Annotated in this window: 14 protein-coding genes; 6 read left to right on the forward strand and 8 right to left on the reverse strand. The window is 64.4% G+C overall.

Translation table 11 applies throughout. The features are described 5' to 3' along the window. The first annotated feature begins 130 nt into the window (after window positions 1-130). The gene (locus tag NLY42_RS09145) at window positions 131-4,921 is read left to right on the forward strand and encodes an NAD-glutamate dehydrogenase (protein ID WP_023755941.1); all 4,791 of its coding nucleotides are present in this window, start codon (window positions 131-133) and stop codon (window positions 4,919-4,921) included. A 63-nt stretch (window positions 4,922-4,984) separates the two neighbouring features. Here the strand turns inward: NLY42_RS09145 and NLY42_RS09150 are convergent, their stop codons facing one another. Further along, window positions 4,985-6,163: an integrase core domain-containing protein gene (locus tag NLY42_RS09150; RefSeq protein WP_286489119.1), complete on the reverse strand. Its 1,179-nt coding sequence runs from the start codon at window positions 6,161-6,163 to the stop codon at window positions 4,985-4,987. 341 nt (window positions 6,164-6,504) lie between these two features. Between NLY42_RS09150 and NLY42_RS09155 the strand changes: the two genes are divergently transcribed. After that, window positions 6,505-7,884 carry an MFS transporter gene (locus NLY42_RS09155; RefSeq protein WP_031203244.1) on the forward strand — a complete coding sequence of 460 codons (1,380 nt, stop codon included), beginning with the start codon at window positions 6,505-6,507 and terminating at the stop codon, window positions 7,882-7,884. 44 nt (window positions 7,885-7,928) lie between these two features. On the opposite strand, the gene purH is transcribed toward NLY42_RS09155, so the two are convergent. The 3 genes from purH to NLY42_RS09170 all read right to left on the reverse strand — a co-directional run bounded on the left by purH (window position 7,929) and on the right by NLY42_RS09170 (window position 12,436). Next, entirely contained in the window at window positions 7,929-9,545 is a 1,617-nt protein-coding gene (gene purH, locus NLY42_RS09160; RefSeq protein ID WP_023755501.1) for a bifunctional phosphoribosylaminoimidazolecarboxamide formyltransferase/IMP cyclohydrolase, read from the reverse strand. Window positions 9,546-9,651: 106 nt separating this feature from the next. Next, on the reverse strand, window positions 9,652-11,376 hold the full coding sequence (locus NLY42_RS09165; protein ID WP_023755502.1) for a heparinase II/III family protein: 1,725 nt from the start codon (window positions 11,374-11,376) through the stop codon (window positions 9,652-9,654). A 217-nt stretch (window positions 11,377-11,593) separates the two neighbouring features. Beyond that, a complete protein-coding gene (locus NLY42_RS09170) occupies window positions 11,594-12,436 on the reverse strand; it encodes a helix-turn-helix transcriptional regulator (RefSeq protein WP_023829324.1) in 843 nt (280 codons plus the stop codon). Between the two features lie 174 nt (window positions 12,437-12,610). Here NLY42_RS09170 and NLY42_RS09175 point away from each other — a divergent pair, with 174 nt between their 5' ends. Further along, window positions 12,611-13,462, forward strand: a complete 852-nt coding sequence (locus NLY42_RS09175) for a phytanoyl-CoA dioxygenase family protein (RefSeq protein WP_502882132.1) — start codon at window positions 12,611-12,613, stop codon at window positions 13,460-13,462. Between the two features lie 19 nt (window positions 13,463-13,481). Here NLY42_RS09175 and NLY42_RS09180 read toward each other — a convergent pair whose 3' ends face one another. Both NLY42_RS09180 and htpX read right to left on the reverse strand, forming a co-directional pair. Next, window positions 13,482-14,867 carry an RsmB/NOP family class I SAM-dependent RNA methyltransferase gene (locus NLY42_RS09180; protein WP_023756516.1) on the reverse strand — a complete coding sequence of 462 codons (1,386 nt, stop codon included), beginning with the start codon at window positions 14,865-14,867 and terminating at the stop codon, window positions 13,482-13,484. Next, window positions 14,858-15,883, reverse strand: a complete 1,026-nt coding sequence (gene htpX, locus NLY42_RS09185) for a zinc metalloprotease HtpX (RefSeq protein ID WP_023755504.1) — start codon at window positions 15,881-15,883, stop codon at window positions 14,858-14,860. The genes NLY42_RS09180 and htpX overlap by 10 nt, the downstream gene beginning before the upstream one ends. A gap of 105 nt (window positions 15,884-15,988) precedes the next feature. Here htpX and NLY42_RS09190 point away from each other — a divergent pair, with 105 nt between their 5' ends. After that, window positions 15,989-16,195: a DUF1674 domain-containing protein gene (locus tag NLY42_RS09190; protein WP_023688862.1), complete on the forward strand. Its 207-nt coding sequence runs from the start codon at window positions 15,989-15,991 to the stop codon at window positions 16,193-16,195. An 86-nt stretch (window positions 16,196-16,281) separates the two neighbouring features. On the opposite strand, the gene NLY42_RS09195 is transcribed toward NLY42_RS09190, so the two are convergent. Then, on the reverse strand, window positions 16,282-16,947 hold the full coding sequence (locus tag NLY42_RS09195; RefSeq protein WP_023755505.1) for an HAD-IA family hydrolase: 666 nt from the start codon (window positions 16,945-16,947) through the stop codon (window positions 16,282-16,284). A 180-nt stretch (window positions 16,948-17,127) separates the two neighbouring features. Here NLY42_RS09195 and NLY42_RS09200 point away from each other — a divergent pair, with 180 nt between their 5' ends. Next, a complete protein-coding gene (locus NLY42_RS09200) occupies window positions 17,128-17,997 on the forward strand; it encodes a transglutaminase-like domain-containing protein (RefSeq protein ID WP_023726116.1) in 870 nt (289 codons plus the stop codon). 387 nt (window positions 17,998-18,384) lie between these two features. After that, window positions 18,385-19,653 carry a class I SAM-dependent methyltransferase gene (locus NLY42_RS09205; protein ID WP_023755506.1) on the forward strand — a complete coding sequence of 423 codons (1,269 nt, stop codon included), beginning with the start codon at window positions 18,385-18,387 and terminating at the stop codon, window positions 19,651-19,653. A 100-nt stretch (window positions 19,654-19,753) separates the two neighbouring features. Here NLY42_RS09205 and NLY42_RS09210 read toward each other — a convergent pair whose 3' ends face one another. Then, window positions 19,754-20,494, reverse strand: a complete 741-nt coding sequence (locus NLY42_RS09210) for an MOSC domain-containing protein (protein WP_023755507.1) — start codon at window positions 20,492-20,494, stop codon at window positions 19,754-19,756. Window positions 20,495-20,496: the final 2 nt, after the last annotated feature.

The raw sequence follows: 20,496 nt of genomic DNA on the forward strand, positions 1-20,496 counted from the left end.
GGGTCTTCCTCCTCGTTCACCGCCGCCTGACCGTCGAATTCCTGTAATTCTTATCGAGCCGTCAAACCTTTGTCGCCAAACAGCGGTCATCTGCTACCATAGTCGTAAAAGCATGTGACGGGAGGACAACATGGCGAGCGTGAAATCCGCAGCTAAGCCGAAGAAAACAGCCACTGCCGGGGTGAAACCCGACGGGAAGCCGGCCAGGCTCGCCGACTATCTGCTGGCCCGCGCGCCGGCCGAAGACATTGCCGCCTATGACGCCGCCGACCTGGAGCGAGCCGCCGACCTGGCAGGACGTGCGGTCGCCGCCCACAAGAAGGGCCAAAGTGTCGTCGCCGTCGATGCCGGGTCGGGCGTCTCCCGCGAGGGCCGCCCGATGACGATCATCACCGTCGTCAACGACAACATGCCGTTCCTGTTCGATTCGATCCTCGGCGAGATCACAGAAACTGCCGGCGAACCGACTTTGGTCACCCATCCGGTCATCGTCGTGCGTCACGGCAAGGCCGGCGTCGACGAGATCCTCGGCGACGGCAGCGCCCTCAAGGACGATGGCAATCACGACCGCCTGAGCGTCGTCCATGTCCATATTCCGCGCCTGACGGCGGAGCAGGCCGACGCGCTGGCCGACCGCCTGCGCAAGATGCTCAACCAGGTGCGCGCCGCCGTCAGCGACTGGAAGCCGATGCTCGCCCGTCTCGACCAGGCGATTTCCGAATTCCGCTATTCCGCCGTGCCGCTCGACAAGAAGAGCGTTGCCGAGGCCATCGCCTTCCTTGAATGGCTGCGCGACGACAATTTCACTTTCCTTGGCATGCGCGAGTTCAAATATTCCGGCGGCGCGGAGAGCGGCAATCTAGAGCGCGCCGACAAACCCGGTCTCGGCATCCTCGCCGACCCGGATGTGCTGGTGCTCCGGCGCGGCACCGAGGCGGTGACGACGACGCCCGAAATCCGCGCCTTCCTGCATGGGCCGGAGCCGCTGATCGTCACCAAGGCCAACGCCAAGTCGCTGGTGCACCGCCGCATTTATCTCGATTATATCGGCGTCAAAACCTACACCGCCAAGGGCACGCTTGCCGGCGAGTTGCGCATGGTCGGCCTGTTCACCTCGACTGCCTACACGCGCTCGGTGATGAAAATCCCGTATCTGAGGTCAAAGGCCGAGACCATCATCGCCAAGTCCGGCTTTGACCGGCACGACCATTCCGGCAAGGCACTGATCAACGTTCTGGAGAGCTATCCGCGCGACGAACTGTTCCAGGTGCCGGTGCCGATCCTGAAGAAGCACGCCGCGGCCATTCTCGGCCTGGTCGAGCGGCCGCGGGTGCGGGCGCTGGTGCGCGCCGACCAGTTCGACCGCTTCGTCTCGATCCTCGTCTTCGTGCCGCGCGACCGCTATGACAGCGTCGTGCGCGAGAAGATCGGCACCTATCTCAAGACCGTCTTCGAAGGCCGTTTGTCGGCTTACTATCCGGCTTTCCCCGAGGGCGGGCTGGCGCGTGTGCATTTCATCATCGGCCGCTCGGGCGGCAAGACGCCGAAGGTCGAGCAGGCGGTGATCGAAGCGGCGATCCGCGACATCGTGCGAACCTGGGACGACGCGCTGGCCGAAGCTGCGGAAGCCGTCGGCGGCGATCCATCGCTGAAGGCGATCGCCGCGCGTCTGCCTGAGAGCTATCGCGATTCCTTCAGCGCGGCCGTCGCGCTGAAGGATGCGGGGCGCATCGCCGGCATCAGCACCGCCAACCCGATCGCCATCGACTATTACCGCCATGCCGAGCAGAAACCGCATCAGGCAGCGCTGAAGATCTACCACCACGGCAGCCCGGTAGCGCTGTCGCGTCGCGTGCCGGTGCTGGAAAACATCGGCTTCCGCGTCATCAGCGAGCGCACCTTCGAGGTTGGCGAGGACGGCGGCGACACCGTCTTCGTCCACGACATGGAGCTGGAGAACAGCTACGGCAAGCCGATCGACCTCAGCGATGGCGGCGCGCTGTTCGAGGACGCGTTCCTGTCGGTCTGGCGCGGCGACATCGACAATGACAGCTATAACGGGCTTGCCCAGACCGCCGGCCTGTGGTCGGGCGAAGTCAGCATTCTGCGCGCCTATGGCCGCTACCTGCAGCAAGCCGGTATCCCGCAGAGCCAGGATTTCATCGCGGCCGCGCTCAACCGCTATCCCGACATTGCGCGCGGCCTGCATGCACTGTTCGTCGCTCGTCTCGGCCCGACCGCCGAGACGGAAGGCGTCATCGCCGCCAAGCACCTCAAGGCCAAGATCAAGGACGCGCTGGAGGAAGTCCCTAACATTGATGACGACACCATCATCCGCCGCTATCTCAACCTGATCGAAGCCTCGTTGCGCACCAACCATTTCGTTGCGGGAACGAAGGAGCGGGGCCAGTCACTGGCGATCAAGCTCGATTCGCAAGCGGTCGAAGGATTGCCGGCGCCGCGGCCGTGGCGCGAGATCTTCGTCTACGGTTCCGAGGTCGAAGGCGTGCATCTGCGCTTCGGCCCGGTTGCGCGCGGCGGCCTGCGCTGGTCGGACCGCGCCCAGGATTACCGCACCGAGGTGCTCGGCCTGGTCAAGGCGCAGCAGGTCAAGAACGCCGTCATCGTGCCGGTCGGCGCCAAGGGCGGCTTCTATCCGAAGAAGCTGCCGATGAGCGCCGTCCGCGACGCCATCTTCGAGGCCGGCACCTCGGCCTACAAGAATTTCGTTTCCAGCCTGTTGTCGATTACCGACAATATCGGGCTGGACGGTGTCATCCCGCCGGCCGGCGTTGTCAGGCGCGACCCCGACGATCCCTATTTCGTCGTCGCCGCCGACAAGGGCACGGCGACCTTTTCCGACACCGCCAACGCCATCAGCGAAAGCCACGGCTTCTGGCTCGACGACGCCTTCGCCAGCGGCGGCTCGGCCGGTTACGACCACAAGAAGATGGGCATCACCGCCAAAGGCGCCTGGGAAGCGGTCAAGCGGCATTTCCGCGAGATCAACTGCGACATCCAGGCCACCCCCTTCACCGTCGTCGGCGTCGGCGACATGTCGGGCGACGTGTTCGGCAACGGCATGCTGCTGTCGCCGCAGACCAGGCTGATCGCCGCCTTCGACCATCGCGACATCTTCATCGATCCCGATCCAGACAGAGTGGCGTCGATGGCCGAGCGCGAGCGCATGTTCGCGCTGCCGCGTTCGTCCTGGCAGGACTATGACAAGACCAAACTGTCGGAAGGCGGCGTCATCGTCTCGCGCAGCCAGAAGTCGATCACGCTGCCTGCGGCAGCGGCGGCGGCGATTGGCCTCGCCAAGACCACCGCGACACCGGCCGAGATCATGACCGCCATCCTCAAGGCGAACGTCGACCTTCTGTGGTTCGGCGGCATCGGCACGTATTTACGGGCCTCGGGCGAAACCAATGCCGAAGTCGGCGACCGCGCCAATGACGCCATCCGCATCACCGCGCTCGATTTGCGGGCCAAAGTGATCGGTGAGGGCGCCAATCTCGGCGTCACGCAGCGTGCCCGCATCGAATTCGGCATGAATGGCGGTCGCTGCAACTCCGATGCCATCGACAATTCCGGCGGCGTCAACTGCTCCGACGTCGAGGTCAACATCAAGATCGCGCTGGCGTCCGCCATGCGCAAGGGATCGCTGACCCGGCCGGCGCGCAACAAGCTGCTGGCCGAGATGACCGACGAGGTCGCCGGCCTCGTGCTGTCCAACAATTACGAACAGACGCTGGCGCTTTCCATCGCCCGCAAGCGCGGCCTTGCCGACATCGCGCACCAGAGCCGGTTCATGGCGGCGCTGGAGGCTCGGGGCCTGCTCGACCGCGCTGTCGAGACGCTGCCGTCGCCGGCCGCCCTTGCCGAGCGCGAGGCGCGTGGCGAGCCGCTGACCCGGGCGGAGCTTGGCGTGCTGCTCGCCTATGCCAAGATCGTGCTGTTTTCCGACATCGTCGCCAGCGACGTGCCTGACGACGCGCATTTCGACCGCGATCTGATGGGCTATTTCCCTGACCGGATGGCGAAGAAATATGCGGCCGAGATCCATGGCCACCGGCTGCGCCGCGAAATCATCGCCCGCGTCGTCGCCAACGATCTCGTCAATCGCGGCGGACCGTCATTCGTCAACCGGCTGCAGGAAGCCACGGGGCGCAGCGCGGCCGACGTGGTGCGCACCTTCGCCGTGGTGCGCGACGGCTTCGCGTTGCCGACGCTCTATCGGGAGATCGATGCGCTGGACAGCCACATCGACGGCCAGGCGCAGCTCGATCTCTACCAGTCCGTTAGCCGGCTTATCTTCGTGACCAGCGGCTGGTATCTGAAGAACGATGCCGGCACCGCAGCGCTCGGCCAGCGCATTGCCGAACTGCAAGAGGCGCGCATGGCGCTGGAGCCGAAGCTGCTGTCGCTGCTACCGGCCTTCTCGCGCGAGCGGGTCGAGGAGCAGCGGCACGGCCTCTTCAAGGCCGGCGCCCCGGAAAAGCTCGCCGGGCAGCTGGCAATGGCCGATGTGGCGGGACTGATCCCCGACATCGCACTGACGGCGCGCACGGCCAATGCCGACGTCGTCGCCTCGGCCAAGGCGTTCTTCGCCGTCAGCGATGCCTTCCGCATTCCGCGCGTCGAAGAGGCGGCGCGTTCTATCACGCCGTCGGACTATTACGACCAGCTGGCGCTGTCGCGCGCCACCGACACGATCGGCGCGGCGCGGCGCGGCATCGCGGTGGCGGCTCTCGCCGGCCATGCCGGGACGGCGGATCCTGTGGCGGCCTGGCTGGAAGCCGGCGGCGAGCGCGTGGCGCGCATTCGCGAGCGGCTGCAGGCGCTGACCGAAGGCGGGGATATCACCGTGTCCAGGCTGTCGGTGGCTTCGGGGCTGATGAGCGATCTGACGGGGATGTGAGGCTGTCCAGCCGATAGATGGGTAACACTTTGAACCGGATACATAGGTGACACTTCTCTCCCCCTATGCGTCCGCCGCAGCGCCAAGCGGATTGGTTGGCGCGGCGCTGCGGCGGACAAGCTTCATGTGCCGTGTGTCGATGATGCCGAGCGGGTGGGCATGGAATGAGAGTGTCCATTGTCCGTCTTCGGTCTCCAACGCAGCGACCGGTTCGCCCGCCAGCGCTTGCGAGACATATATGAAGCCGCCATTCCATCGGATCTCGCCATTGTGGCGCACGCGGCGGACCGAGGCCTCGGCCGGATAGACGGGCTCGGGTGGTGTCCTGGGCATGGCGCGCTGTGAGGACCGGTAGTGCTGGGCGGGCGTATCCATGCCCAGCGCCTCATGGGGACGTTCCTCATTGTAGCTGTGGCGGAAGGTCTCGAAGGCCTGGCCCTGTGCCGTTCGGTCGGCTTCCGGTGCCTCGGCCATCGGCAGCATGGTCAGGTGAAAGCGCTCGTGACGTCCGTTCTGCTGTGGCCTGCCGGGTGCGATCCGCTCCAGGGTGATGCCGAGCTTGATGAAGCGCACGACAAGCGGCGTCAGCCCGGTGACGCCGGCCGATGCGAAGGGCGGGCCATTGTCGCTTCTGAAGCGATCCGGCAGGCCATGCTCTTCAAACAGCCGTTCGAACACCGGCCAGGCTTCGCTATCGGCCGTCGACCCCGTCGCTTCGAGCGCCAGAAGATAGCGGCTCGACGCATCCATCACCGTCAAGGGTTCGCAACGCCAGCCGAACCAGCCCTTGTGATCGCCAGTCCACACCGCGTTCGGTTCTTGCGGCTGTGGCCAGGGTCCATTGCCGCAGGCCCGCAGGCGGGGTCGCTTGCGGGCGCGGACAAGCCCATGCCGCGCAAGGATCGCGCCGACCGTCGAGGCTGAAGGCCACATGAACTCGGGAGCCGTGCGCCTGAGCCGTGCCACGATCTTCTTTGGACCCCAAAGCGGATGCAGCTCCTTGGCCGCCACAATCCGCTCAACCAGATCCTGAGCTGTCGCCCGGCCATGATTGAGCGGGGCTCGCGGCAGGTCGTGCAAACCCTCAGGCCCAAACGTCCGATAGCGTCCTAGCCATTTGTAGCCGTTCTTGCGTGAGATCCCGTAGGCCGCACAAAGCGCAACCATCGTCTCATCCCCAGAAAGACACTCCACAACAAACCGTAGCCGCTCGTCCATGATGCCAGTCTCTCGCCAAACCATCGCCGGTCCTCCGGCGGACAAGAAAACTGTCGCCCATGCTATCGGTCCATTCTGTTACCTATCTATCCGGTTCGGACAAGGCTCGGGACTTACCCTCCCCCTTGTGGGGAGGGTCGCTGCGAAGCAGCGGGGTGGGGGTGCGGCACCGACCCCCACCCGGACCTTCGGTCCGACCTCCCCACAAGGGGGAGGTAGGGGCGCGGCGCCTTTCTTCGCGTCTCTATGCAGGTAGACAGCGGCGACATCCAGGTGAGGGGCAGCGCGAATCTTTGGCGGTTTGCATGAGCATTCGAAACATGCAGACATGGCGTCCGACAAGCGCGGTGTCCGAGGGAATCATCATGGCGGCAGTAGAAACAGCGCAGCGGGCATCCGGGCGTGGCATCTGGGGGTGGATGTTCTTCGACTGGGCGGCGCAGCCGTTTTTCACCGTCGTCACCACCTTCATCTTCGGGCCTTATTTCGTCTCGCGCATGGCGAGCGATCCGGTCTCAGGCCAGGCGGCCTGGGGCTACGGCATCGCTGTTGCGGGCCTGGTCATTGCCGTGCTGTCTCCCATCCTCGGCTCGATTGCCGACCAGACCGGGCCGCGCAAACCGTGGATTGCGTTCTTCGCCTCGATCAAGATCATCAGCCTTTGCCTGCTATGGTTCGCCGCTCCCGGCTCGAACCTTTTCCTGGTGGTGCTGTTCTTTTCTCTCGCTTCGGTCGCGGCGGAATTCTCGACCGTGTTCAACGATTCGATGATGCCGCGCCTGGTGCCGAAGAGCGAGATCGGCCACGTCTCCAACATTGCCTGGGGACTTGGTTATCTCGGCGGCATGATCGCGCTGATCTTTGTTGTCGCCTGTCTTGCGGGTTCGCCGGAGACCGGCAAGACGATCATCGGCATCGACCCGCTCTTTGGACTCGACCCGAAACTCGGCGAGGACGCGCGCGCCACCGGGCCGCTGTCGGCTGGCTGGTATTTCCTGTTCATCCTGCCGATGTTCTTCTTTACGCCGGACGCCATCAAGGGGATTCCGATCGGGCCCGCGGTGCGCGAGGGGCTGTCGGAACTGAAGTCGACGCTGACTGAAGTGCGCCGGCGCAAAGGCATCTTCCGCTTCCTTGTCGCCCGCATGATTTATCAGGACGGCGTCAATGCGCTGCTCGCTTTGGGCGGCACATTTGCGGCAGCGATGTTCCACTGGTCGATCACCGAGATCGGCATGTTCGGCATTATTCTCAACGTCGTCGCCATCGTCGGCTGCCTGGTTGCCGCATGGCTGGACACCGCGCTTGGCTCCAAGACCATCGTGATGATTTCGCTCGTCCTGCTCAGCATCGCCACCATCGGCATCGTTTCGACCGGGCCAGGCTACACGCTGTTCGGCGCCTGGATGATACCGGGAGCCGATAGTGGCGGCCTGTTCGGCACGGCGGCGGAAAAGGCCTACATTTTCTATGGCCTGTTGATCGGGCTGGCGTTCGGACCGGTGCAGGCGTCGTCACGCTCCTACATGGCGCGCAGCGTGACCGCGGCCGAATCCGGCCGCTATTTCGGCATCTATGCGCTGGCCGGAAGGGCGACGAGTTTCCTGGCGCCGTTCATGGTGGCGTCGATCACGCTCGCCAGCGGCTCGGCGCGGCTCGGCATGGCGGCCATCGTGCTGTTCCTGGGCGTTGGGATCGCGATATTGACCTGGACGCCGTACCCGGCGGATCAGCCGGTGGAATAGCGACGCACTTTTCCTTCTCCCCTTGTGGGAAAAGGCAGAGGCGCTCAATGCCTGAAATGCCTCACGCCGGTAAACAACATGGCGATGCCATGCGCGTCGGCAGCGGCGATAACGTCGTCGTCGCGCATCGAGCCGCCGGGCTGGATCACCGCCGTGGCGCCGGCTTCGATCGCGGATATGAGCCCGTCGGCGAAAGGGAAGAAAGCGTCGGAGGCGACCACCGAGCCCTTGGTCAACGGCTCCGCGAGGCCAGCTGCTTCCGCCGCGTCGAGCGCCTTGCGTGCGGCGATGCGCGAGGAATCGACGCGGCTCATCTGGCCGGCGCCGATGCCGACCGTGGCGCCGTCCTTGGCGTAAACGATGGCGTTCGACTTGACGTGCTTGGCGATGCGGAAAGCGAATTTGAGGTCGGCCATCTCGGCCGCCGTCGGCGCGCGCCTGGTCACCACCTTCAGTTCGAAATCGTCGACCACCGCGTTGTCGCGGCCTTGGACGAGCATGCCGCCAGCGACGGATTTCACAGTGATGCCGCCGGCGTGCGGATCGGGCAGACCGCCGGTGACCAGCAGTCGCAAATTCTTTTTGGCGGCGATGATGCGGACAGCGTCCTCCGAAGCGTTCGGCGCGATGATCACCTCGGTGAAGGTTTTTACGATCTCCTGCGCCGCTTCGGCATCGAGGATGCGGTTCATGGCAACGATACCGCCAAAGGCCGAAACCGGGTCGCAGGCCAGCGCTCTCGCATAGGCAGCAGCCAGCGAAGCGTCCTCGGCGACGCCGCACGGGTTGGCGTGCTTGATGATGGCAACGGCGGCGCAGCGGTTGGGATCGAACTCGCCCACCAGCTCGAAGGCGGCATCGGTGTCGTTGATGTTGTTGTAGGACAGCTGCTTGCCCTGCAACTGGCGAGCCGTGGCGACCCCCGGCCGCTTGTCGCCATTGACATAGAAGCCGGCGCTCTGATGCGGGTTCTCGCCATATCGCATGACACTTTCCAGCCTGCCCCCGAAGGCGCGCCAGGTCGGATGCTCGATCTCCAGCGTTTCGGCGAACCAGCCGGAGATCGCCGCATCGTAGCTGGCGGTGCGGGCAAAGGCCTTTGCCGCCAGCTTCTGGCGGAAATCCAGCGACAGCGAGCCGATGTTCATCTCCAGCGCGTTCAGCACCGAGGCATAATCGCCGGGATCGGTGACGATGGCGACATAGGCATGGTTCTTGGCCGAGGCGCGGATCATCGCCGGGCCGCCAATGTCGATGTTCTCGACAACAGCGGCATAGTCGGCGCCGGAGCGGCGGACCTCCTCGAACGGGTAGAGATTGCAGACGAGCAGATCGATCGACTCGATACCGTGATCGTGCATCGCCTTGGCGTGTTCGGGATCGTCGCGCACGCCGAGCAGCGCGCCGTGCACCGACGGGTGCAGCGTCTTGACGCGGCCGTCCATGATCTCGGGAAAGCCGGTCAGTTCCGAGACGTCACGCACCGCCAGCCCCGCCTCGGCGATCGCCTTTGCCGTGCCTCCGGTCGAGACCAGCTCGACGCCGGCCGCGACCAGCCCTTTGGCGAAGTCGATCAGGCCGGTCTTGTCGAAGACGGAAAGCAGGGCGCGGCGGACCGGAACGAGGTCGGGTGCCGGAATGTTCTTGGCGGAGACGGCCATGGGCTGGCGGCCTTTCAGGGCTGATTGGAGAGCGTTGCCGGGCCGTAGCACATGAGGTCAGGAAATCAAGCCGGAAGCTCGATCAAGCCGGCGCCGGCAACGACGCTCAGCTGTTCTCGGGATAGCCGGCGATGCCGGTGCGCGTGAGCTGCCAATGCACCTCGGCGATCTCCGAGGCCTTGAAGGCGAGCACGATCTGGCGGCTGCGGCGCGGGCCGCCAAGGCCGGCGAAATAGATCGATTCCTCGACCTCCGGCACCACTTCGGTGCAGGTGAACACCCAGGTGTCGGCTTGGTCGGCGGTCAGCACCAGGCGGTCATGCTCGTCCTGCAAAAGGTTGATGTCAGGGTGGATGTGGAAGCGCACCACGACGAAGTCGCGGCCATTGTTGCGGATCGCCGCACCGCCCGGACGGAGGAAGCGATCCCTGCCGGCGAGCACATTGCCCTCGCTCGACAGTTTCAGCTCGCGCTCATGCAGGAAGCCGAAGCGCTGCACATAGCCGTCATGGCGGGCGATGAAGCCTTGCGCGCCCTTCTGGTCGATGCGCTTGCAAGGCACATGCTGCGGGCCGCCGAGCAAGGGTGAGCCGAGCAGGTCGTTGACGCGCAGCGAATGGGAAAACCGCGCCGACGAGGTGTCGTTGATGGTGGCGGTCGAATGCGCCGCAGTGGCACGGGCCAGCGGCCGGAACTCGGCAGCGCCATAGGTGTCGATGCCGGCATTGACGATATAATGCTGGCGACCGGACGAGAGTTCGAAGGCCAGGCACCCGGCATGCGCGGCGTTGGACACATCGACGGCCGGCGACGGGCCGGTATCGGCAATCACCGTGACGCCGCCCATACACAGCCGCTCATAGCCGGAATGCGGCGCGTGCAGCAGCGGCGCGCCGGCGGTGTCGTCGTGGCGCAAGATGGTGGCAATGCGGTCGTGGATGGTGGCGCCCATGCCGTTGAAGCGGGCCAGGCTGCCATCCTGATGGCGGAAGAAGCGCAGCGCCGGCAGCATGCGGTCGATGGCGCCCATCAGGGCTGCCGGTGGCGTTTCGGCCTGATTGGCATAGGTCTGGCGCAGCGGCAGGAGATCGGCGAGCAGTTCGAGAACCGCCATCGGGTTGCGCGAAATATGGCCGCCGTCGGGAAGGATCTGGCGGTCGAGTTCTTCCGCCAGGTTGCGGGTGGCGCCGCGCAGTGCCGAGGCCGGCGCCGGCAGCGACAGCGCGGCGAAGGCAAGCGCGATACGAGCGCGCAGCCTGTCCTTGCCGTCCGGCATCTCGCGCGCCATCGAGCGGAGATAGCGGATCTGCACGGCGAGCGATTTCAGGAAGGCGCGATAGAACGGAAATTCGGCCCCTTGTAGGACAACCGAGGAGTGTTGCAACCAGGCAATGACTCGCTTGGCTGTGGTGCCGGGCTCCCAGGCTATGCCGGAAATCTGGTTGCCATGCATGGCGATCCAGTCGGAGACAAGCGCGCGTGCATTGGCGGCGGCCAGCTCGGTGCCGGCGGCGCGCATATGGCGCAGCCAACGGAAACCGTGCAGCGTCTTCACCCAGCCGCGATTGGCGACATTGATCTGGAATGGCGATTTGCCGCCGGTCTCGACGAGGTGTCCCGACAGCGGATAGCGGCCATAATAGATCTCGAGCGCGATCTGCGGATCGGCGAGCCTGAGGTCGGGCGGTGCAATCAGGACGCGTTCGGGCGTGCGCCCGGAATAGCGCCAGCGATAGACTGGCCCTGCGCGAAGGCGCCGGCGCGTCTTGCGCCAAAACTCCTTAGCGACAAGCGTCCACAGACGTGTCGTGTTGCCGGCAGCCAGTGCCAAAACCCCTCCTCGTCGCCTGGAGATAGAGCATGCTGTCGTCCGAAAACCGCGTCGCAGGTTTCGGCATCATGTTCCGGTACCCCAGCACAAGCTTATATGATTCAAGAACTTATGCGAAGTCGAATTCCGCCGACGTGAAGCGCCTCACGCTGCCGGCCACCGACCCGCCCCGAAAAAAGTCAAGCGCTTCGCGGGTTTAAGCCCGGCAATCCGGCACTCACTTGCGGTTGTGGCGAGACCGAAATTCGCTGGGCGAACAGTTTTCCCGGTCGCGAAACAGACGGGAGAAATAGAAGGCGTCGTGGATGCCGACGGCGGCCGCAATGGACTCGATGGGCGAATCGGAGGCGGCCAGCATCTGTTTGGCGCGGTCGAGCCTCGTGCGCAGTTGGAAGGCCTTGGGCGACATGCCGGCTGCCCGCGCAAATCTGCGCCGCAAGGTTGCCGGCGACATCGAGAATTTCGCGGCGAAGGCATCGAGATCCACCGAGTCGCACGCGCAGCGGCGCAATTCGTCGACGATGGGCTGCATGTCGGCGGCATCCTGGAGGCTGGGGTTTCGTTGACGGTTGTTCCAATCGATTGCCTGGCGGGCAGCACGCACGACGATGCGATGCATCGTGGCGGCGGCTTCTGCCTGGCTCAGCATCGTATCGAGCGACAGCTCACCATGCAGCCTGTCGAACAGCCGCTGCATTTTGCCGAGGTCGCGCAAGGGGACGACAGGGGCGTCCTCGGCGATGAGCCGCAGCCGGGTGAAATCGCGTATCAAGGCCCCGTCGAAGAGTGCCCAGCGTTCGAGCCAGCCCGATGCGTCCGGGCCGTAGGAATGCATCCTCCCGGGAAGCAGCCAGAACAGGGCCGGCGCTTGGATCGTCTGCATGCCGGCAGTCCTGGTTTCAAGCCAGCCTTGACCGTTCTCAATCAGCACCACGGCGAATTCCGGCAATTTGCGCGCTTGGATCGCCTGCGTGACGCGATGCCGACCAATCCCTGTAACCGACAGGCCGCCGGCCGCGGCCGGTGCGGATCTGTAGAGTGCGTAAGAGAGATCGTTCATGAGCGAAAAGTCCATGGCTTCGTTCCGTCCATGGGCGAGTGTGCAAACAGTATGGCATTTCCAGCTAAGGATGGAAAATCGCAGGTGGCTGAAATGTCAAGCTCAACAGGTGGCATGCAACGACGGAGTCCTGTTGCGTCAATCGATCTGAACGCCAACGGCAAGACATTATCGATGGCGCCGAACCGGTTGGGTCATCTCGTGCCAACCGACGCCGGGATCGGCATCGATGCCATTCGAGGCCTCCTTGCCGAGCAAGGCTATGTCTGGCTGAAAGGTATTCTGCCGCGCCGCGACGTCATGGATTTTCGCGGCTGGGTGTTTTCGTATCTGGCCGACACCGGCTTGCTGCAGCCCGGGTCCGATCCCGCGCTTGGCCTGGCGGCCGGCACGTTCGACCGTCAGCTCGCCGATCGCCGATTGATGGCGCTGGTTCGCTCCACCGCCTATGAAGGGTTCTGCGCACAGCCCCGGATGGCCCGGCTGATGGATGCGTTCGTCGGCGGGCTGTCCTATTTGCACAAGCGCAAGATCATGCGCTTCACCCAACCGGGCACCACCGTGGCGACGCCGGCGCATTACGATCTCGTCTATCTTCGCGGCGGCACCAGCCGCATCGTCACGGCCTGGATCCCGATCGGCGACGTTCCCGTCGACATGGGCGGCCTGGTCTATCTCGAGGGATCGCACGCCATCGGCCTCGACATGGAGGCCCGGTTCGCCAGGGACAATGCCGGGCTGAGCCCGCAGGAGCGCATCAGCGCCTACAACAGGAACATGAGCGAGGGCGGCTGGGTGTCGAAGGACCTGCCCGACATGGCGGAGCGGTTCGATACACGCTGGCTGATCGCGGACTTCGAGGCCGGCGATGTCGTCCTCCACTCGCCCTATATGATCCACGCCTCGACGACCAACCAGAGTGCGGAGGGGCGTATCCGGCTCTCCACCGATATCCGCTACCAGAATGTCGATGATGAGATCGATGCAAGGTGGGGGAAGCACTGGAGTCTGAACGACATGCTTTAGGCATGTCGTCGCGTCGGAGTCAGGCCAGACGTCGCATGCGGGCGGCAAAGAAGCCGTCCAGGCCGGAAACCCCTGGCGAACCACGGTCAAGATCGGCGGGTGTGGTGCGCAGCGTGCCTTGCGGGGTCAGGAAGGCGTCGATGCCGGCGATTTCGCCGGGCAGCAGTGGATCGTCGGCGACGGTTTTGTTGCCGGCCAGAAAGACGCGATACAGATCCTCGCCTTCGATCGGGTCCAGCGAACAGTTGGAAAAAACAATCCGGCCGCCCGGTTTGACCAAAGTGACGGCGCGGGCGAGCAGCTTTGCTTGCAGATCGGCTAGCTTTTCGACGTCGGCTGCCGTCTTGGTCCATGGCACGTCAGGGTGGCGCCGAACCGTGCCTGTGGAAGAGCAGGGCGCGTCGAGCAGGACGGCGTCGAAAAGCTCCGCCGGCTGGTATTTCAGCAGATCGGCCTGCACGATCTCGGCGGACAGCGCGAGCCGTTCGAGGTTCTGCGTCAGCCGCGCCAGCCGGTTCTTCGAGGTGTCCACGGCGGTGACTTTGGCGCCGGCAAGGATCAACTGGGCGGTCTTGCCGCCGGGGGCGGCGCAGAGGTCGGCGACGCGTAATCCTTTGACATCGCCGAACAGCCGCGCCGGAAAACTGGCGGCGGCGTCCTGGACCCACCATGCGCCTTCGCTGAAGCCCGGCAGTTCGGTGACGGAGGCGTTGAGCTTTTCCACTCGCACCGTGCCGGTCGGCAGCACGATGCCGCCGAGCTTTTCGGCCCACAGTTCGGGATCGGCCTTGACCGTGAAATCGACGGGCGACTCAACGCGATGCGCCGCCAGGATCTGTCTGGTCATCTCGGCGCCATAGGCGGCCTTCAGCCGGTCGGAGAACCATTTTGGCGCCTCGTCGGTGGCGGCAAGAGCTGCCGGCAGTTCGGTCTCCTTGGCCCGCACCAAAGTGCGCAGCACGCCGTTAACGAGGCCGGAAAAGCGCTGCGTGCGTGGGTCCGACTTGGCGTGGGTCACAGCCAAATCGACGGCGGCGCTGTCGGGGATGTCGAGGAACAGGATCTGCGCCGCCGCAACATGCAGGATGTGCGACAGCGCTGTGGCGTTGGGCGGCAGCGGCTTTTCAAGGCGGCGGGCGAGGAGCCCGGCAATGGTCATGCGGTAGCGCAGCGCGGTTACCAGTATGGCGCGCACCAGGCCGCGGTCGCGCAGGTCGAGCACCTTGTATTGCGGATGGCCGTTCTCGTGGTTCGTCAGCCCGTCGAGCGGCGTTTTGGCGTCGATAACGGCGGCCAGGAGCCGCGCCGCTGCCTTGCGCGCGGCGAGGCCGGCGACGAATTCGTCCGAGCTGTTTTCGCGAACGCCTGAATGTGCGGGCCGGGGTCTGGCGCCGCTCACGACCACGGACCTTTGGGTCCGGTCGGGTTGCGGCCCCACGGATTGGCTTTCGGCTTGGCCGGTTTGGTCGGCGGCGTGGGTTGTGCTGCCTTGCCCCACGGGCCTTGCTCGACATCGGCCGGGAATTCTTCTGTTTGCTCTGGCGTCGGCGCCTGGCGCGGCGCCGGCTGGCGGCCTGCCATGTCGCGCGCCATCGCCTGCAGCGCGGCGATGCGGTTGTCGGTGTTCGGGTGGGTCGAAAACAGGCTGTCCATGCGCTCGCCGTGAAGGGGATTGATGATGAAGAGATGCGCGGTCGCGGGATTGCGTTCGGCATCCGGGTTGCGGATGCGTTCGGCGCCGCGGGCGATCTTGTCAAGCGCTGATGCCAGCCAAAGCGGATTTCCAACGATTTCGGCGCCGCGCCGGTCGGCCTCGTATTCGCGCGTGCGGCTGACCGCCATCTGCACGATCATGGCGGCGAAGGGCGCGACCAGCATCGCCACCAGCACGCCGACAAAGCCGAACGGGTTGTTGTTGTCGCGGCTGCCGCCGAAGAAGAAGGCGAAATTGCCGAGCATCGAGATGGCGCCGGCGAGTGTCGCGACAATGGTCATGGTCAGCGTGTCTCGATGCTGGATGTGGGCCAGCTCATGCGCCATGACTGCCGCCACCTCCTCATGCGACAGGCGCTCCAGCAGCCCGGTCGAGGCCGCGACCGCGGCGTTCTCGGGATTGCGGCCGGTGGCGAAGGCGTTCGGCTGCGGATTGTCGATCAGATAAGTCTTGGGCATCGGCAGGCCGGCCTGCTTGGCCAACGCCTCGACGATGGCGTGGAATTCGGGCGCGTTCTTCGCGTTGACCTCGACGGCGTGGTTCATCGACAGCACCATCTTGTCGGCATTCCAGTAGCTGAACAGATTGGTGCCCGCGGCGACCAGGAAGGCGATCATCATGCCGCCAGTGCCGCCGATCAGGAAGCCGACGCCCATGAACAGCGCCGTCATCGCGGCCAGAAGCATGGTGGTGCGTAGCGTGCTCATCATCTGCTCCCTGTGCGGCCGTGGCAAAAAAAGGTCGATCGGGGTGAACTCATGGCTATATGATGGGAAATGCCGCCCTTCGTTTCAATCCGCCCGGACTATCGCATGACCGACCAACCCAGCAAAGCTGATGCCGACCGGGAGAAGGACCTGACGCCGGCGGCCAGCCGAGCGCTGGCTGAAGCCGAGGCGCGCCGTGAAGCGTATCGCCAGAAGGAAGCTGCGTTGCCGAAGGAAATCGGCGGCCGCGGCGGCAAGGAACCCGGCCGCTACGGCGACTGGGAAGTGAAGGGACTGGCTAGCGATTTCTAGGGGTTCAGGAACGGAAGAACTGGGGAACTGGTGAACTGAAGAGTTGAAGAAAAAGGCGCATAGCAGTCCTCCAGTCCTCCAGTTCCTCAGGCCGCGCTGCGCTGTGCTCCCAGCGTCATCCAGCCGCTGTCATCGATGGCGATGGAGACGGTTTCGTAGCCGCTAATCGAGTTGTGCTGAGTCGTCATTGGATGCTGGTGAGTGGCGCTGATCACCATCACCGACGCTCCCGCTGCTTCCGCCGCCGCGATACCGGCCGGTGCGTCCTCGAAGACCAGACAGTCGCCGATATCGACGCCGAGCTGTTTTGCCGCCAGCAGGAAACAGTCGGGCGCCGGCTTGCCGTGCGACACATCCTCGGCCGCGACCACCAAGGCGGGAACCGGGATGCCGGCGGCCCGCATGCGCAGCAGCGCCAACGGGCGCGGCGCCGAGGTGACGATCGCCCAGCGCTCTGGCGGCAAAGCGTTGAGGAACAGCACGGCGCCGGCGATCGGCAGCACGCCTTCGACATCGTCCGACTCGGCCTGCAACAGCACAAACGCCTCATGAACAGGGTCGACGCCGGGAAGCGCCAGCCTGGTGATGGTCTCGACCGCCCGCACGCCATGGATCGTCGGCAGGAAGGCTTCGACGTCGAGACCGTGCTTAAGCGCCCACGCCGCCCAGACGCGCTCGGCCGAGGCGATCGAATTGAGCACCGTGCCATCCATATCGAACAGGAACGCGGCGAATTTTCTGCCTGCAAACATCAGATTTTCCACGGGGTTAGGGATCGTTTCGGGAGGGTCAAAACATGTCGTGCGACCGTAACGTCGCCACGCCTGCCTGGGAAGCCGCGGGAGAGCCTTTTCGATAGTTCCAGGGAACCATGGTCCCGCCTCTGGCGTTTTGAGCATACTGTTTTCCACGGGATCGAAGGGGCAATCATTGTGCTGATCCGGCTCGGCTACGAAATCGCCATTGAATGCGTCGGCGCCACGCCGGTCATCTCGCTGCTTGATATCCACAGGGATCGTCAGGCCGACATCAAACGGCAGACGCGCGTGCTGACGTCGCCTTCAGTGCCGAGCAAGGTCTATCACGATCTGTTCGGCAATACCTGCCGCCGCTTCACCGTACCCGCCGGCAGTTTCCGCATTCTCTATGACGCAGCCGTCGAGGACAGCGGCGAGCCTGACGCGGTCAACACGCTGGCCAGGGAAGTGCCGGTGGCGGAACTGCCGGACGATGTGCTCGGCTACCTCCTCGGCAGCCGCTATTGCGAGACCGATCATCTGAGCAGTCTGGCCTGGCAGCTTTTCGGCCATGTTCCCTCCGGCTGGGCGCGGGTGCAGGCGATCGTCGACTATGTCCACAACCGGCTGTCCTTCGGCTATGGCTATGCGCGGTCGACGCGCACCGCAGCCCAAGCGCATGAGGAGCAGGTTGGTGTATGCCGCGACTTCGCCCATCTGGCGATCACGCTCTGCCGCTGCATGAACATCCCGGCCCGCTATGTGAACGGTTATCTCGGCGACATCGGCGTACCGGCCGACCCGGCGCCGATGGACTTTTCGGCCTGGATGGAAGTGTTCCTCGACGGCAAATGGTACACGTTCGACCCCCGTCATAATCGTCCGAGGATAGGCCGCGTCGTCATCGCGCGCGGTCGTGATGCCACGGATGTGCCGCTGCTGCACAGCTTCGGCCCACACCAACTCTCGCTGTTCAAGGTCTGGACCTACGAGCAGGAGGGCAAGCTGTTCAATCCGCCCTATCACGGCGTCGACAAGACGGTCAGCGCGCGGATGCTGGCGTGACCGGATTCTGATCCGCTTCGACGCACAATCCGGAAATGGAAAAGGCCGCCGCTTCTTGACGAAGCCGGCGGCCTTCCGTGTTTCCGTCCGTGGCGCGGCCAATGGCGGCGACCGAGGTCACCCGCCGCGCTTATCGCGCCTTAACGGGAAGACTGCTTCCCGAAAGTGCAATCCGCTGAGGCCACGTTCTGGAAAACGAAATCACTCGACATCGGATCACCTCCTTTCGATTTGTTGAACACGTACAGATGATGGGGTGCGTTGCAGCAAAAAACAAGATGCCGATTTGAAATAGCTGGCGAGCCGCCTTTTGCGCCGGGTTGCGAAGAGCCGCGAGGGCGGGCAAAATCCATGCAAGGTGGATTGTCAGGACTCGGGAGGATGGCCATGGAGGCAGCCGAGAAGGCCGCGCGCATCGTGCGAACGGTGATCGAAACGCTGAAGCCGGGTTTTGCGGTCAAGCTGTGGACCGGCGAGCGGATCGGTCCCGCCATCGGGCCCGTGCTCACCATCAACGACCAAGACATCGTCTGGCAGGTGGTGAAGCGGCCATCGTTGTCGACGCTGATCGAGATGTGGATATCCAAGACGATAGACATCGAAGACGGGACGATTTTCGATTTCTACGCACTGCCGTCGCAAGGCAAGCTCAGGACCAAGCTCAAGTCGCTGCCGAAGCTGGCGATCCTGCGCGACCTGCCGGCGGTGCTCCTGTCACGCAAGCAGATGAGTGCACGCACCGATCTGTCGGGTCGCAACCCCTATGTCAGCGGGTCGAGCCAGGAGGCGATCCAGCATCACTACGACATTTCGAATGCCTTTTACCGGCTCTTCCTCGACGAGCGCATGGTCTACAGCTGCGGCTACTTTAAGAATTTCGCCGATGGCATCGACCAAGCGCAGGCCGACAAGCTCGACCATATCTGCCGCAAGCTCAGGCTGAAATCGGGCGAAAAGCTGCTCGACATCGGCTGCGGCTGGGGCGCCATGCTGATCCATGCGGCCAAAAATTACGGCGTCGTCGGCCATGGCGTGTCGCTGTCGCAGGCGCAGACCGATCTCGCCCGCGAGCGCATCCGCGCCGAAGGGCTGCAGGACCGCATCACCATCGAAATCAAATCCTATACGGAGCTCAAAGGCTCCTTCGACAAGATATCGTCGATCGGCATGTTCGAGCATCTCGGCCTCGCCAACCACGCCACCTATTTCAAGACCATCCATCGCTTGCTGAAGCCCGGCGGCATCTATCTGCACCACGCCATCACCAGGCGCAGCAAGGGCGACTTGAAGAAAACCTTGCGCAAGGGGCCGGAGTTCAAGGCGCTGCTGAAATACATTTTCCCCGGCGGGGAACTCGACACGATCGGCATGACGCTGGGCAATCTGGAGGCGCATGGCTTCCTGGTCTACGACGTCGAGAATCTGCGCGAGCACTATGCGCGCACCTGCCGGCTGTGGGCCGAGCGGCTGCAGGCTCGCTTCGACGAGGCGGTCGCCGAAGTCGGCGAGGCCAAGGCACGGCTGTGGCTGCTTTATCTCACCGGCTGCTCGATCACCTTCGAGCGCGCCTCGGCGCAGATTTTTCAGACCGTCGTCACCAAACGCGCACGCGGCCCGAGCGGGCTGCCGCCGACACGGGCGGATCTGTATCGGTAGTAATCGGCGAAGAACGCTACGGCTCAGACTGAAAGCCGTCCTGCTGCGATCCTTCGCGCCCTCCTCTGTCCTACCGGCATCTCAAGGGTTCTGCACCAACCTACACGAACCGCATCGGCGCGCCGATCTCGACACGGGCAGGCCTGTCCACAGTGCAATAGACGCCGAGATTATGGGCGTTGTGGCGGACCAGATTGCGCAGGATGCCGGGATCGTGGTCGAAGCCGTCCTGGCTGATGATGGTGAAGCCGCAGCGGCGGCACGGCTCCGAGACGGTCACCAGCAGATCGCCGATGGCGAGCTTGCGGCCAATCCATTCGGTCTCGGGAAACGAGCCTTCGACCGCCGCCATGTCGACGACAATGTTGGGGCGGAAGCGGCGCGGATCGGGAATGCCTTCGGGGTGCAGCGCCTTTAGCCGCGCCAGCGATGCGGTGGTCAAGAGATGGATCGGCGCTTTGCGGTAGCGCGCCGCGGTGAGCGGGCCGGTGTAGCCGGGGGCGTTGTCCTGGCTGAACGGCCGGATCGAGGCGGCGAAGCCGAGATAGGCCGAGATGGCTTGGTCGCATTCCACACCCGGCACTGCCAGCCAGTCGCCGCCGGGAACGGCGATCTCCAGCTCGCGATGGTTGGTGAGCCGGGTGCGGATGCGCGGCACCTTGTGCCACTTGGCGTCGCGGTCGGGCCGCGCGATCTCATTGTCCGAGACATCGACAAGGCCGAACAGCCGGTCGCCGTCGATGGTTTCAAGGCCGACCGAAATGGCGTCCTGGCGTTCGCCGGCAAGCGAACTTGCGGGGTAACGCCAGAGCTCCGTGACTGCGCCCAGTGCAGCCGTCAAAT

The sequence above is a fragment of the Mesorhizobium sp. C372A genome, assembly GCF_030323245.1.
Classification (GTDB): domain Bacteria; phylum Pseudomonadota; class Alphaproteobacteria; order Rhizobiales; family Rhizobiaceae; genus Mesorhizobium.